Below are 16,016 nucleotides of genomic sequence, written 5' to 3' on the forward strand. Positions count from 1 at the left end.
ATCATAACAATCCTTTTATCTAGATTACTTTTTTATTATTAGTTTTTGAGAACTAATTTGAGTTCCATTAGTTCCTTTGATATAGTATATACCATCAGCCAAACTTTCAACATTTATACTATTTTCTATACTAGAATTTACTTTAAATGTTTTCACTGTTTGTCCTAATTGATTAACAATTAAAAACTCCCCATCAAAATTGGAATCAATGTTTAATAATCCACTATTTGGATTAGGATATATTACAAACTGGAATTTGTTTTCAAAAGTACCTGTGCCCAAAGTAGTAACTGTGAAACAAGTAGATTGAACTGTACAAGATCCAACGGTTACTTCTACTCTATAATCACCAAGAGTTGTAGGTGTAAATTCTTGATTTGTTTCACCAATCAATAAATTGTTAGGACATTCATACCATTGGTAAGTAGCACCAACTTCATTAGCTGTTAATATCCCTGTTGTTAATTCAGAAATAGTATTATCAATAGCCGTTGGTTCAGTAATAGTAAAGTCACGAGTTGCAGTACAACCATTAGCATCTGTTACTGTTACTGTATAAGTTCCTGCAGCAAGTCCAGTAGCTGATGCTGCTGTTCCACCTGAAGGTGACCAAGAGTAAGTATATCCAGGAGTTCCACCAGAAGGCGTTACTGAAGCTGAACCATTAGTTTCACCATTACAAGAAACATTAGTTTGGGAAGTAGCTGTTAATGAAATAGCCGTTGGTTCAGTAATCGTAAAGTTACGAGTTGCAGTACAACCGTTAGCATCTGTTACTGTTACTGTATAAGTTCCTGCAGCAAGTCCAGTAGCTGTTGCTGCTGTTCCACCTGAAGGTGACCAAGAGTATGTATATCCAGGAGTTCCACCAGAAGGCGTTACTGAAGCCGAACCATTAGTTCCACCGTTACAAGATACGTTGGTTTGGGAATTAGTTGCTGTACTTAAAGCCGTTGGTTCAGTAATAGTAAAGTCACGAGTTGCTGTACAACCGTTAGCATCTGTTACTGTTACTGTATAAGTTCCTGCAGCAAGTCCAGTAGCTGTTGCTGCTGTTCCACCTGAAGGTGACCAAGAGTATGTATATCCAGGAGTTCCACCAGAAGGCGTTACTGAAGCCGAACCATTCGAGCCACCGTTACAAGATACGTTGGTTTGGGAACTAGTTGCTGTACTTAAAGCTGTTGGTTGCGTAATAGTAAAGTCACGAGTTGCAGTACAACCGTTAGCATCTGTTACTGTTACTGTGTAAGTTCCTGCAGCAAGTCCAGTAGCTGTTGCTGCTGTTCCACCTGAAGGTGACCAAGAGTATGTATATCCAGGAGTTCCACCAGAAGGTGTTACAGAAGCTGAACCATTCGAACCACCGTTACAAGATACGTTGGTTTGAGAATTAGTTGCTGTACTTAAAGCTGTTGGTTCAGTAATCGTAAAGTCACGAGTTGCAGTACAACCGTTAGCATCTGTTACTGTTACTGTGTAAGTTCCTGCAGCAAGTCCAGTAGCTGTTGCTGCTGTTCCACCTGAAGGTGACCAAGAGTATGTATATCCAGGAGTTCCACCAGAAGGCGTTACAGAAGCTGAACCATTCGAACCACCGTTACAAGATACGTTGGTTTGAGAATTAGTTGCTGTACTTAAAGCTGTTGGTTCAGTAATCGTAAAGTCACGAGTTGCAGTACAACCGTTAGCATCTGTTACTGTTACTGTGTAAGTTCCTGCAGCAAGTCCAGTAGCTGTTGCTGCTGTTCCACCTGAAGGTGACCAAGAGTATGTATATCCAGGAGTTCCACCAGAAGGTGTTACAGAAGCTGAACCATTCGAGCCACCGTTACAAGATACGTTGGTTTGGGAACCAGTTGCTGTACTTAAAGTCGTTGGTTGCGTTACTGTAAAGTTAACAGAAGTGGTACAAGCGTTTGCATCCGTTACGGTACAAGTCCAAGTTCCTGCAGTTAATCCCGTAACAGAAGGTGTTCCATCACCCGTTGGGTTTCCTGGAGTCCAATCATAAGTATAACCACCGGCACCACCAGTTGCAGCATTTACAGCAGCAGCACCAGTTGCACCACCATTACATGCAACATTAGTTTGCGAAGCAGCTGTTAACGAAATAGCGGTTGGTTGTGTAACTGTAAAGTTAACAGAAGTGGTACAAGCGTTTGCATCTGTTACGGTACAAGTCCAAGTTCCTGCGGTTAATCCAGTAACAGAAGGTGTTCCATCGCCCGTCGGGTTTCCTGGAGTCCAATCATAAGTATAACCACCGGCACCACCAGTTGCAGCATTTACAGCAGCAGCACCAGTTGCACCACCATTACATGCAACATTAGTTTGCGAAGCAGCTGTTAACGAAATAGCGGTTGGTTGTGTAACTGTAAAGTTAACAGAAGTGGTACAAGCGTTTGCATCTGTTACGGTACAAGTCCAAGTTCCTGCGGTTAATCCAGTAACAGAAGGTGTTCCATCGCCCGTTGGGTTTCCTGGAGTCCAGTTATAAGTATAACCACCAGCACCACCAGTTGGAGTATTCACAGCAGCAGCACCATTCGAGCCACCATTACATGAGACATTGGTTTGCGAAGCAGCTGTTAACGAAATAGCCGTTGGTTGCGTAACTGTAAAGTTAACAGAAGTGGTACAAGAATTTGCATCCGTTACGGTACATGTCCAAGTTCCTGCGGTTAATCCAGTAACAGAAGGTGTTCCATCGCCCGTTGGGTTTCCAGGAGTCCAATTATAAGTATAACCACCAGCACCACCAGTTGCATTATTTACAGCAGCAGCACCATTTGCACCACCATTACATGCAACATTAGTTTGCGAAGCTGGTGTTAACGAAATAGCCGTTGGTTGTGTAATTGTAAAGTTTACAGAAGCGGTACAAGAATTTGCATCTGTTACCGTACATGTCCAAGTTCCTGCAGTTAATCCAGAAACAGAAGTTGTTCCATCACCCGTTGGGTTTCCTGGAGTCCAGTCATAAGTATAAGGAGCAGTTCCACCAGTTGCGACATTTACTGTTGCAGCACCAGTTGCACCACCATTACATGCAACATTAGTTTGCGAAGCAGGCGTTAAGGCAACGTTACATACTGGAGCTTCAAATAATCTGAAGTTATCAATTCCCCACTCTTCGTTATTTCCTTCAGAATAAACACGAATACGTAAATTCATCGTAGTTCCTGTGCCTGCAATAGTCTTGGTGAATTCTCCAAATACATTTGTTAATTGGATACCATCACCACAACCATCATTGTTTGTGTCTTCAAATAAATATTTATCTCCTGTTCCAGAAGCACTTCCTCTATTATAAAAGCGAATTAAGTTTGAGTATGGTCCGCCATCAATGCTATATTCTAAAATAATATAATCTGTATTAGTAGTTCCTACACCACTAATACATGCATTTTGATTATCCCATGGTTCATTTGTGCTTGCTGCTGCAAGTAAACCACTAAAGCTTAACCCTGACTTTCCAGAAATATTAATACCCGTCCATTCTATTTGAAGTTCGTTTAATGGATTATTCGCAGAAGTCCCTTCACCAGGAAAGCCACTTCCCGGGCCATTATGATCTTCTCCAGCCCAATAATTATTTCCCTGTTTTCCTGTAAATGGAACTATTTGTGAAATATTGGAACCATCAGTTAATCTGAAGTAACCGGTAGTTGTTCCACCATTTACTTCAGGAACTCTAGTGCCACTTGAAGGACTACCCTCAAAGGTATCGCTCCAAAATTGCGTCTGTGCATATGTACTTATGGAAAATAAGCACATCATGACTAAAAGAAAAGTAATTTTTTGTTTCATGTGTTATTAATTATTGATTAAAATTCAGATTTTTTAGTTGAATGTATTACCTATTATATTTACTTTGTTGCTAAATTGTTTTGCGGTCATGATACCTTCATCTGTACTCAGTATCGCTATTGCAATTTGCTTATTGTCTGAACAAGCAACAGTAATCGTGTTTTCTTCAGTAATTGCTATAATTGTACCTGGGCGACTATTATTATGGGGCTTGTTACAATGTTTTGCTGCTATGATTTTTGCTTGTTCGCCCATAAATGTTGTATCAGCTCCATTATTCCATGGGTTACAAGCATTTATGAGGGATAGTATTTCTTCGGAATCCATTCTTTTCCAATTTATATAGGTATCCGAAAATTGAGGTTTCTCATAGTAATAAGCTTCATTCTCATCTTGTGGATAATTAGGTATTTTACTAGCAAATTGAAGCATATTAGCCATATTCAGAGCTACTTGAGCAACTCTATTACTTAATTTGACAGTCAATGTACCATAAGTATCTTCTTTTTCTATTAGTACGGGATCATTGAAAATTATATTTCCTTCGTCAAAATTAGCATTCATGAAATGTACACCAATAGCAGTTTCTGATTCCTGATTCTTTAGCACTTCAAAAATGGGCATCACTCCCCTATATCTTGGTAACGGACCAGGATGAAAGTTTATAAATTTATCTTTACCATACATTAAAACGTCTTCAGGAATTAAAAAAGGGAATGAAATAGAAAAAATATAGTCGGGTTGTAGGTTGTTTATCCAAGTCTTCATTTCTGAAATACTTGCTTTGTTTGGAAATGATTTGAAAGCTATTTTGTTTTCTTCACACGCGCTTTCTAATGCATCATTAATAATTTCTGTTCCTTTGCCAATTGCTACTCCAAAAAGGAATTTTTCATAAGCTAATAGTTGCAAAGCTTTAAAAGCAAACTTTCCTCCACATAGCAATACTATTTTCTTTTTATTTTCCATTAAATACAAGTATAACTATTGTACCAAGCCGAAGTTACATTATTGAGAGATAGCTCACATAATTTGTCAAACTCTTCTTTTATATTGTTTACTCTTTTGCCTAATTCTATTTCACTCATTCCATTCTTTTCAATTAATCTTACTTCATATAGATCAGAAATGGTAGTATTTGTTTTTTCGTCAAAATAAATTTTCCCTCTTGGGCCATTAAACTCAAATTTTTGTAGTTCACTTGCTATTTTAGGAATATTGTTTTTTTGTTCAATTAGTAACTCAAGTACTTTTGTTACAATTGATGCAGCTTCCCAACTAATCAAAGAAAATAAATTTGGTTTTCTACCTGATGCTTCAATAGTTTCAATAAAAAGCTTATTTTCTTTATTTTCTATTTTTTTTGACCAAGAAACAATACCGCTAACTAAATTACTAGGAAAAACAGCATTTTCTAACATTGTTTCTTCAAAGCCAAATGGCGTTAAATAAATTGGTAAATTTTGATTACTAAATCTGCTCTTTAGTTCTTTAAAATACCACTGTACAAAGTCCCCGCTAAAAAGGCTTAGAAATGCACTATCTGAATTTTCATTTATGTAATGTTGAAGAGGCTCCATAGTAAAATCATTTTCCTTATATCCCGTTGCATGGTTAAAAAAAATTGTTCCACCTGCATCTTCAAAACTTTTTGAAATACTATACGTATGCAAATACCCACCATCGTAATATCCTGTTACCATTGCTCCTTTTTTATAACCATCATTAGATGCTTTTTGTGCGGTAAGCCAAGCTCCCAACGAATTGTGAAGGGAATGATAGAAAATATTTGCACATGTTGGCCATTCGTTTGGTAAATTAGCCCCAGCATCTAAAACAATTAAAATTTTATTAGCAGCTAAAAAAAGAGGTCTAAGTAATTCAGCGGTACGATGCCCTATAAATGCAAGAACTAAACTTACATTTTCTTCTAATAGTAACTTTTCGGCTGAACGATAACATTGTTGTTTATCTGCCCCAAAACCAATATTCTCGGTTACTATTTTGATGTCTTTTTCTCCAATTGCTTCTAAGCCTAACTTAAGTCCTTCATAGATATCAAAACTGATGGTCTCATAATATGTTGATCTGGGTAAAAGAACTCCAATTTTTTGCATGTTTTTATATAAATAAGAATATCGAAAGGATGTTAAAAACGCTCATTTTTTAAGGTATCCTTTTATATATTGATTTAATTTCTACTAGGGAAAATTCCGTATATAGCAATCGAATAATTAATAGTTAAATATGGATTTAATATTGAAATTGGAATATTTGATCCAACTATGCTCGTTTGACCGGATGCACTTAATGGTGCATAATTTGCTCCTGGAGTAGGTTCGCTTGAAAAAACTTCACTTCCATTGTTTGCTAAATAAGCTCCTTGTGGAGAATCTGTATCTCCACCAGCATTAGAAACAGGCATATTAACTGTGATACCTTGTGCAGCATGAGTATGAGCTGGTAAATTTGATGTTAATATGGTAACACTAGTAGTTCCACTTAGTTGCCCCATACTATAATTAGGCAATCCAGGACCTTGTCCTTGACCTATCGGCATTCTTCCTCTTAAGTCTGGTAGAGCAAAAGTAGTTTGACCATTGCCACCGTATGTTGTCCCTAAAAGAGAAAATAAAGCAGTATTTTGTGCAATAGACATAATTTGACCGCTACAAAGTTGGTAGCTTTGGGGAGCGAAATTAAAGCCGAAAATCTTAATTTCTCCAATAAATGGTTCTGTTGACATAATTTTACTTTTTAGATTTTATGTGATGAATTTTTGTTAAAATTAAGTAAATATATAAAAAATTATTATAAATTGCCTATGAATAATTTTTTTTTATTTAAAAAATACACTTTAATTTAAATTATTAACAATAACTTTATTTTTACTTAACACTCCAAATGCCTACCAAGAAAAAACACTCAGAAACAGAAAGAATATTGCAATTTCTAGAAAAAATAGGAATTCAAATAATCGAGAAAAGATTAGATACAACTACTTTTTTACCAGGTCTTGATTTGGGTTCGAATTGTATCTATATTGATTTTGAAAAGCTAAAATATCCAGGAGATTTACTTCATGAGGCGGGTCATCTAGCTGTTACTGATGGTGAAAACAGAAAAAAAATTGGAACCAATACTATCGCAAAGGATTGGCCAACACAAGGCGAAGAAATTGCAGCAATACTTTGGTCTTATGCCGCTTTAACTCATTTACAACTTGATCCTGCATTTGTTTTCCATCCAGACGGTTACAAGGGAAATTCAGAATGGTTTATTGCCAATTTCACAGATAAAAACTATATTGGCTTGCCTTTCTTAGAATGGACAGGAATGGCCCTAAGCAACAACAGCGCTCTTGAAGAGGGAAAAGAAGCTTTTCCAACAATGCAAAAATGGATTAGAGATTAGATTATGGATAAATTAGTACGCTCAATAAAGTTTCCGTTTACTTTTGATAAAAAAAAATTAGTAAATGATGTTACTAAAGTAATGAGCAGCAAATGGATAGCGCATTACAATGCTAACGATTACTCAGGAAAATGGACATCTATAGCCTTAATGTCTAAAGGAGGTAAATCTAGTAATATAAATGCGTTTTCAAATAGCACAGAAGATTTTATCGCTACAGATATTCTAGAATTCTGCAGTTATTTCCAAGAAATTCTTGATGGCTTTTTATTCGATAAAACCGCTGTTCGTCTCTTAAATCTTGGTAGCGGAGCGGAAATCAAGCCTCATACCGATTATTGTTTAGGCTATGAAGACGGTGTCTTCCGATTGCATATTCCTATCATTACAAATCCAGATGTAACGTTTATTTTAGACAAGCAACGGCTAATCATGAACGTAGGTGAATGCTGGTATATAAACGCTAATTTCACCCATTCCGTAAAAAATGGTGGTAAAAACGACCGCATCCACCTTGTTATTGATGGAATACGAAATGAATGGACGGATCAGCTTTTCTTAAAAGAAACTACTATTGAACAGTTTGATAAACCAACTCCTGTTATTGATGAAAATCAAAAAAAACTCATGATTGCCGAATTGGAAAGAATGGATTCTGCAATAGCCAAGGAATTAATAGCTAATTTAAAAAAGTAGTGGTCTATTTCTCAATTAGTGTGTTTTCTAAAACCAGTATATCCAAAGCGGTTTCTTTAAATAAATTTATAGCTTCTAATGGTGTTTCAACTATTGGCATCCCTTTTTTATTAAAGCTTGTATTTAGTAAAACGGCAATTCCACTATGTTTGTAAAATTCAGTTATTAATTTTGCAAATTTCGGATTCCATGTCTCGTCTACCGTCTGAACCCTGGCTGTCCCATCACAATGCGTCACATTGTTTAATTGTTGCAGATATTCTGGTTTTGTTTTATCAACTAAAATCATGTAAGGACTATGTCGTCCAACTTCAAAATATTCAGTTACGCTATCTTTTAAAACTGCCGGAGCAAAAGGACGAAAATCTTCTCTAAATTTTATATTCCTATTGATGTGATTTTTCATATTTTCAATTCCTGGATGAGCAAGTATACTTCTCCTTCCAAGGGATCTTGGACCAAACTCAGATCCTGATTGAAACCAAGCTACTGTTTTTCCTTCATTTAACTTTTCAGCACAATAAAGTAGCAATTGCGCTTCATTCTCAAAAAATATTTTTTTGAAATTTTCATTCAATTCCTTTTTTACTATTTCATTTATTTCTTCCTGTAAATATTGTTTACCAAAACAAGTATTACCGTCATGCATTAATTTTGGTTTTTTTAGATGCGCTATCCATCCATAAAATGCGCACCCTAAGGCTAAACCATTATCTCCCGCTGCAGGTTCAAAAAAAACAGTGTTTTCTGAAAGACAATCTTGTAATTTAGCATTTGCAACTGCATTAAGAGCAACTCCTCCCGTATAGCATAAATTCTTATGTGGAAATCTTTTAATTCGATAATTCAAACAATTTACTATTGCTTTCTCCACCTGTTCCTGAGCCCATTTCGCTACATCTGCATAATAAGAAAAATGTTCCTTAAAATAATCGTACCCTTTGGATGGATTTGTAAAATTATTTTTCCAATCCTCTTTTACATATAAGCGTTCAGAGACAAATTCAAAAGCCTCAAAGTTAAACTTGTTTGTCCTTCCAAAAGGAGCTAGCCCCATTAGTTTTCCAACATCTTCCATATCGCCAAAAATATAGTTACTAATTGCTGCATAAAACCCTCCTATTGAGTGTTTGGTTGTAGGCATTCTTAAATGATCGTTTGTCAATTCCTCCATTTCACTAAAATCTTTGAATAAAGGAGTTAATTTATTGTCATAAAAATGATAAAAACTATCTTTTTCACACCTCATTTGACTTTCATTAATCAAATTGACATCAATATTCTTTTGCTCTTCTGGGTGTAGAGCAAGATATTGACTTAAGGGACTGCCGCAACCATCAATAACCATGACAGCACCTTCTGAAAAAGGGGAAGTTCCGATAGCACTGTATGCATGTGCAAGATGATGTGAGATGGTAATGATTTCTGGACTATTTTCATCATTAAAAATTCGCTTCCCTTTAAATTGTTTTGGATTTGGAATATCAAAATTAGCTGTCTGAACTACTAAACTTACATCACTCAACTTGATTCCCTCTGCTTCCAAACAATATTTTATAGCAAGAGCATCATTACCTCCATCGTGTTTAATACGCGTTAAACGCTCTTTTTCAATTGCAATACAGATACGCCCGTCTTTTAATAAAACAGCTGAACCGTTATGTGAAAGTCCCGTGCCAATAATATAGATAGGTTTCTTCATACGCTAGATAGGTTTCTTCATACGCTAGATAGGTTTCTTCAACAATTAGAAAAAATAGCAAACGCATTTCTCCCTTATTTTCAATTGATTCGTACAATTTAAAACGTAACACTTTAAAAAAAACGCATTAAGTTTGCTAAGTGCAATTATAAATAATTATTTTTATCATAAGTTATTAATTCGTAACTAATTTATTCAGATAGCATCATTTACTATGAAATTAGATTTAATAGAAAATTTTTGGAATCGAATTTTAAATGGTACCGCTACACTCGAAGAAAAGTCGGATTGGCATACTGAAACTGGCCATTTATACCAATTGGGTATCAGTATGGAAGAAACCTTGCAGTATCTTCATAAGGAAAGACCCTCTTTAATAACTTTCATAGATTGGATAGCATCAAAAAGTACAAATGTTTCAAAATCAATTGATATTGAAAATGTTCTTTCAGAAAAAGACTTAGCTTTCTGGGAGGCCAATGGTTATATCGTTATCAAAAATGCTATTCCAATCGAAGATTGTAAAGCTACCCAAAAGGCCATTTTGGAATTTTTAGAAAAAGATATAAATGATAGTAGTTCTTGGTACAAACACCATGAAAAACAAAGCGGATTAATGGTGCACTTTTACAATCATCCTACATTAGAAAAAAATAGAGCCTCAGTAAAGATTCAAAAAGCTTATGAACAGTTATATCAAACTACTAAAATCTATAAAACGATAGATAAAGTAAGTTTTAATCCTCCTGTATCTAATGATTATCATTTTTTGGGAAGTAATTTACACTGGGATGTTAGTCTAAAACAGCCTATCCCTTTTCGATTACAAGGCTTATTGTATCTCTCAGATTGTAAGGAAAATGAAGGTGCTTTTCATTGTGTTCCTAATTTTCATCATCAAATTGCTTCTTGGATGGAGGCACTTCCTTCTAATGAAAACCCAAGAGAATTCGCTTTAAAGACATTAGTTTCCAAGCCCATTATTGGCAATGCAGGGGATTTTGTCATTTGGCATCAAGCATTACCTCATTGTGCTACTCCAAATTACGGAAAGCTGCCAAGATTTGTTCAATATTTTACTTATTTTCCAGAAAATTATACTGAAAGTATTGAATGGATTTAATATCTTTTTTTTGACAAAAACACCTTTTTAAACTATGTTGAAGTTTTGCTAAAGCGAAGGTTGATGGGAATGGATTTCATTGATTTTTTGTTTCAGGTTTCAAGTTTCAGGTTTCAAGTTTCAAGTTTCAGGTTTCAAGTTTTTGAGGAACACGGATTTTATAAATTTTTATCATCTTTAAAATTTAGAACGCGGATGACACGGATTTAACGGATGATCGCGGATGTATTAGTGTTTCTTTGCGGTTAAATAAGGATTCGCTAAAGCGAAAGCGGATGAGGACGGATTTTATATGGATTGCGATTAAATAAGGATTCGCTAAAGCGAAGACGGATAAAGGCGGATTTTTTTGGAACACGGATTGTAATAATTGGAAAAATCTTTAAAATTTTAATTGAGTATAAATCTTTAAAATTTGGAACGCGGATGACGCGGGTTTGCTTTGGCAAAACGCGGATGGTGACGGATTCGCTAAAGCGAAGGTGGGTGATGACGGATTTTTTGGAACACGGATTGGAGAAATTTAAATAATCCTCGTGTGCTTAGTGTAAATCCTTTGTACGCTTAGTGGTTAAGTAGTTTTTGTTTCAAGTTTCAAGTTTCAGGTTTCAAGTTTCAAGTTTTTGAGGAACACGGATTTTAGAAATTTTTATCATCTTTAAAATTTAGAACGCGGATGACACGGATTTAACGGATGATCGCGGATGTATTAGTGTTTCTTTGCGGTTAAATAAGGATTCGCTAAAGCGAAGACGGATAAAGGCGGATTTTTTTGGAACACGGATTGTAATAATTGGAAAAATCTTTAAAATTTTAATTGAGTATAAATCTTTAAAATTTGGAACGCGGATGACGCGGGTTTACTTCGGCAAAACGCGGATGGTGACGGATTCGCTAAAGCGAAGGCGGATGAGGACGGATTTTTTTGGAACACGGATTGGGGAAATAAGTCCCTCTAAATCTAAAAGACTTACTGATTTACTCTTATTGAAATTCGCTTCAAAATAAAAATACACCACCATTATATTTACAATCAATACCAGTACAGCTGAATAAAACACTACTTTCTTCATATATCCATTTAAATCGTCTTTTACTGCTTAGGAATCGAGAAAAAGACCGTGGTACCCTTCCCTACTTTTGACTCCACCCAGATGTTTCCTCCCCAGGAGTCGACGTGTTTTTTTGACAATGCTAGGCCAATACCCGTGCCATCGTATTCTTCTCTGTTGTGCAATCGTTGAAAAATAACAAAAATTTTATGGTAATACGCTTTTTCAATTCCAATACCATTATCTTCAATAGCAATAATCCACTTGCCTACTTTTTCCATAGCGGTCACCTTTATTACAGGAGCAACATCGGGTTTCGAGTATTTAATCGCATTGTCCAATACACAGTGAAGGGTTTGTAGTAAGGGTACTTTGTAAATCGAAATTTTAGGCAAGTCCGCTGCCAGTATCGTGGCGTTTTTCTCAAAAATGATTTGGCTTCTTAAAAGTTTAAAATCGGATATGATTTCGTTCATATCCACAACCTCAATACCTTCATCGGTTCTTCCTGCTCTTGAATATTCTAACAAGTCCACAATAATTTGTCGCATACGCTTTGCCGCATCAGTAGCAAAATGAATATACAATTGGGCTTTATCGTCTAATTGGTCATGATATTTGCGCTTTAATTGATCTAGAAAAGAAGTAACCATTCGCAAGGGTTCTTGCAAATCGTGTGAGGCAATAAAAGCAAACTGCTCTAATTGTTCATTGGTTTTCTCTAGCTTTTCAGTATATTTTTTGAGGGATTGATTTAATTCCAGCGCTTCTGCTTCATGCCATTTTCGCTCTGAAATATCGGTCATAGCTCCTACCATTCGAATTGCCTTCCCATCATGATTTCTTACTATTAGTCCTTTATCAACTACATAGCCTATTTGTCCATTTTCTTTCAATATACGGTATTCCATCTCCCACCGCAAAGTATTGGGGTTTTGAATTGCTTCGTTCAGACTTTCTTGAATCAATTTCAAATCATCAGGATGGAAATTATCTTTCCAAAAATTATCGGGATATAACAACTTAGGACTTGAAGAACCAAAAAAATTCTCAATGCCTTGGCTTCTAAAAAAAGTACCGTTTTCAATATCCCAATCCCAAATAACATCATTGGTAGCTTGCGTTACTTTTTCAAAACGTTCGTTCGCTTTTTGCAAACGTAAGTCGGCTTCTTTTCTTAACGTAATGTCTTTAAAATACACCGACAATCCTTCATTTGATGGATAAGCCGTCACTTCAAACCATTTAGATATCAAGGGGTTGTAGTCTTCAAAAAATACCGTATCCCCAGTCTCCAATGCCCTATTATATTGCCTGTTAAATTCGGAATCTTGCAGTTCGGAATAGAGTTCCCACAAATTTTTAAAAAGAACTTCCTCCCGTTTTTTTCCTAATAATTGTTCGGCTTCTTTGTTCCAATAGGTAACCGTAAAATTTTTATCCAAAGCAAAGAAACCATCACCTATACTCTCTAATATTTTATTTTTATCTTCAAACGATTTTAACAAGAGTTCTTCCGACATTTTTTTCTCGTGTATGTCCTGAAAACTTCCATAAATGCGTATGCCTTTGCCGTCTAAAAATTCGGCTTGCCCCAAAACTCGTACCCAGCGTTCTTGCTTTTTGAAGGTAATGATCACGGCTTCAATATTAAAAGATTTTCCTGTTGCAATACATTGTTGCACGCAATCAGTTACCCTATCTTTGAAATCCTCCCGATAAAAATTTATTCCATCTTCTAGCGACGGAAAATAGGTATTGGGGTCCGTTTCATGCAATTCATGTACAATTGGAGACCAAAAAAGTTTGTCTTTAATTAAATCGATTTCCCAACTCCCTATTTTTGCAAGAGAAGAAGCCTCTTCATGGAGTTCGGATAATTTTTTCTCTTCCGTTATATTTTTAGCCGATGCATAAATAAGCCCTTCAGAAACTTCCAAATTACACGTCCAACTCAACCAAAGAATTTCCCCTTTTTTGGTGAGGTATCGGTTTTCCAATTTAAAAATATGTCCGCCCTGATGCCATGCGCTAAGATTACTTATCGTTTTATCTCGGTAGTTGGGATGCACAAAATCATCAAAGGTCTTCAATAAAATTTCGTCCTCTGTATACCCTAATAAATCACACCCTGCTCTGTTTATTTTAAGAAATTTACCTTGATAATCGGTAATACAGATGATATCGGGGATGGCTTGGAACAAATGAACCAAATTGGACTCTAGTGATTTTCGATTAATTTCTGAACCGATAAAAGTTTCTAATTTTTGGAATATGTGCAAATAATGATGGAGTTCGCTTACTGACTTTGAAGAACCAAAAGCTAACACCCCAACGACTGTATCTTTAAATAACAATGGAATACTTATAACCGTAGCAATACCGGCACTTTTAGCAGCTTCTTGCCGCACAAAGAGAGCGTGATTTGTATTCAAATCCAAAACAACTGCCTTTTTCGATTCCATTACATTTCCAATCAATCCGTATCCAATTTTCAATTGCTTTAGTGTTTCTGAATATTGATAAAACTGGGTACCCACATCTGAATATTCATGAAAACTCATTAAATGAACAAGGGAGTTCTCTATATTGGGAATCCAAACTTCTACAAAATCAAAATCGCCATAGGAATCAAATATACCACACAAACGCTGGGTTGCTTTCTTTAATTTCTTTTCCTCATTAAATATTTGACTTATTTTACTCAATAAGTTTTGTTCTAATTCATGTATCTTTTTATCGGTTATATCCCGTTCAATGGCTACCCAGTGCGTATAAATTCCTTTTTCATTGGCTATGGGGGTTACATTAAAATTAGCCCAATATTCTTCTCCGTTCTTCTTGTAATTTATGGTGGTTACTTCACAGGGTTCATATTCATCTAATGCCGCTTTTAGTTTTGCCAATGCTGCTTGATCGGATTTAGGCCCTTGCAATAATCGGGGACTTTTGCCTATTACTTCATCGGCTGTGTAGCCTGTCATTTTCGTAAATGCTTCATTAACAAACAGTATTTTCCGCCCTGATGCGTCTTTTTTATTCGCATCAGTTATCAAAATAGCATCTGACGTATTGGTCACCACACTCTCGAGAAGTTTAAGACGGTTTTGTTCGTTTATTTGTTCGGTAATATCTCTCGAATTTGCCACAATCCCTTTAATCGTAGGATGCGTTGTCATATTGGTCAAAACGGTTTTAATCCATCGCCACTCTCCCTTATTGTTCTGAAATCGAAAAGGAGTAATTTCAACACGATGTTGCGTTTCTGTAAGTCCTAAACAAGCCAATACATTTTCGGCGTCATGTGGATGAATGAAATCAAAAGGGCTTTTTCCTAAAAACACCTCTGGATCAATTCCTAAAACGCGCTTTGATGTTGGACTCACATAAGAATACTTTCCGTTTGCATCTAATATTCCAATGAGGTCCAAACCTTCTTGTACGAGCGATTTGAAACGGCTTTCACTGTCAATCAACACTTGCTCTATTGCCTTTTTTTCAAAACCGTCTCGTGCCACGGCATACATCACTTTTGAAATCGGATCCCAATAAGCCGACCACAGATTGTAAGCTATAGTCCCCTTTTTTGTGATATACCGATTTTCGAAAGTCGTGTAATTTTTTCCTGCTATAATTTCGGCAGCAACTTTATTCGTTATGGCTACATCCTCAGGGTGAACTAAATCCATATAAGCAATGCCCTCAAGCTCTTCTGGTGCATAGCCCCAATGTTTTAAAGAGGCCGCACTCACTTTTATGAACCTGCCCTTTTCATCAATGGAGGTAATTACATCTAAGGAAGCATTTAATAAGTTTTCAGCAGCCGAAGTGGCTTCTTGCTTTTTCTTGAATTCCGTACATGTGAAGGTGATGTATTCGTTGGAGAAATAGCCTTTTAATTCTATTTCAAAAGCCTCCCCATGCATCTTATGGTGCGTATAAACTCCTAAATCAATACTCCCTTCTCTTTCGGAAAAGCCTGTTAATTCCTTTTGTAATTTGGCTACCTCCCCAACTGAAGTGATACTTATAAGGGTTCGTTTTAAGAGCTCCTCTTGCGGATAACCATATAAAATTTGAGCCGCTTGGTTTACCTCCAAAATTTTTAAGGTCCCCCTTTCACAAAAGAAACTGGGCAACGGATTTAAATAAAAAAAACTGCTAAGATTTGGAGTATCAGTCATTCAATACGTAAAAAATTCAAACTACTGGTTCA

10 protein-coding genes are annotated in these 16,016 nt (G+C 36.0%); 3 read left to right on the forward strand and 7 right to left on the reverse strand.

Annotation, left to right across the window (positions count from 1 at the left end):
• Positions 1 to 24: 24 nt before the first annotated feature.
• From BUE95_RS11735 to BUE95_RS11750, 4 genes are all read right to left on the reverse strand, one after another.
• Positions 25 to 3,813, reverse strand: a complete 3,789-nt coding sequence (locus tag BUE95_RS11735) for a T9SS type A sorting domain-containing protein (protein WP_073584735.1) — start codon at positions 3,811 to 3,813, stop codon at positions 25 to 27.
• A 33-nt stretch (positions 3,814 to 3,846) separates the two neighbouring features.
• Positions 3,847 to 4,782 carry a methionyl-tRNA formyltransferase gene (locus tag BUE95_RS11740; RefSeq protein ID WP_073584737.1) on the reverse strand — a complete coding sequence of 312 codons (936 nt, stop codon included), beginning with the start codon at positions 4,780 to 4,782 and terminating at the stop codon, positions 3,847 to 3,849.
• Complete coding sequence (locus tag BUE95_RS11745; protein ID WP_073584738.1) at positions 4,782 to 5,930, reverse strand: ABC transporter substrate-binding protein; 1,149 nt, start codon at positions 5,928 to 5,930, stop codon at positions 4,782 to 4,784. The genes BUE95_RS11740 and BUE95_RS11745 overlap by 1 nt, the downstream gene beginning before the upstream one ends.
• Before the next feature lie 74 nt (positions 5,931 to 6,004).
• Positions 6,005 to 6,559 (reverse strand): phage tail protein, encoded by a 555-nt coding sequence (locus BUE95_RS11750; protein WP_073584740.1) that lies wholly within the window; start codon positions 6,557 to 6,559, stop codon positions 6,005 to 6,007.
• Positions 6,560 to 6,717: 158 nt separating this feature from the next.
• On the opposite strand from BUE95_RS11750, the gene BUE95_RS11755 reads away from it, so the two are divergent.
• The gene (locus BUE95_RS11755) at positions 6,718 to 7,227 is read left to right on the forward strand and encodes a hypothetical protein (RefSeq protein WP_073584742.1); all 510 of its coding nucleotides are present in this window, start codon (positions 6,718 to 6,720) and stop codon (positions 7,225 to 7,227) included.
• Positions 7,228 to 7,230: 3 nt separating this feature from the next.
• Entirely contained in the window at positions 7,231 to 7,923 is a 693-nt protein-coding gene (locus tag BUE95_RS11760; RefSeq protein WP_073584744.1) for an aspartyl/asparaginyl beta-hydroxylase domain-containing protein, read from the forward strand.
• Between the two features lie 4 nt (positions 7,924 to 7,927).
• On the opposite strand, the gene BUE95_RS11765 is transcribed toward BUE95_RS11760, so the two are convergent.
• Positions 7,928 to 9,625 carry a carbamoyltransferase family protein gene (locus BUE95_RS11765; protein ID WP_073584746.1) on the reverse strand — a complete coding sequence of 566 codons (1,698 nt, stop codon included), beginning with the start codon at positions 9,623 to 9,625 and terminating at the stop codon, positions 7,928 to 7,930.
• On the reverse strand, positions 9,582 to 9,722 hold the full coding sequence (locus tag BUE95_RS13675; protein WP_159433514.1) for a hypothetical protein: 141 nt from the start codon (positions 9,720 to 9,722) through the stop codon (positions 9,582 to 9,584). Before BUE95_RS13675 ends, BUE95_RS11765 begins: the two co-directional genes overlap by 44 nt.
• Positions 9,723 to 9,839: 117 nt before the next feature.
• Here BUE95_RS13675 and BUE95_RS11770 point away from each other — a divergent pair, with 117 nt between their 5' ends.
• Positions 9,840 to 10,748, forward strand: coding sequence for a phytanoyl-CoA dioxygenase family protein (locus tag BUE95_RS11770; RefSeq protein ID WP_073584748.1), 909 nt, complete (start codon positions 9,840 to 9,842; stop codon positions 10,746 to 10,748).
• Positions 10,749 to 11,841: 1,093 nt separating this feature from the next.
• Here the strand turns inward: BUE95_RS11770 and BUE95_RS11775 are convergent.
• The gene (locus tag BUE95_RS11775) at positions 11,842 to 15,900 is read right to left on the reverse strand and encodes a PAS domain S-box protein (protein WP_159433515.1); all 4,059 of its coding nucleotides are present in this window, start codon (positions 15,898 to 15,900) and stop codon (positions 11,842 to 11,844) included.
• Positions 15,901 to 16,016: the final 116 nt, after the last annotated feature.

It is taken from the genome of Flavobacterium cucumis, assembly GCF_900148835.1.
GTDB lineage: Bacteria > Bacteroidota > Bacteroidia > Flavobacteriales > Flavobacteriaceae > Flavobacterium > Flavobacterium cucumis.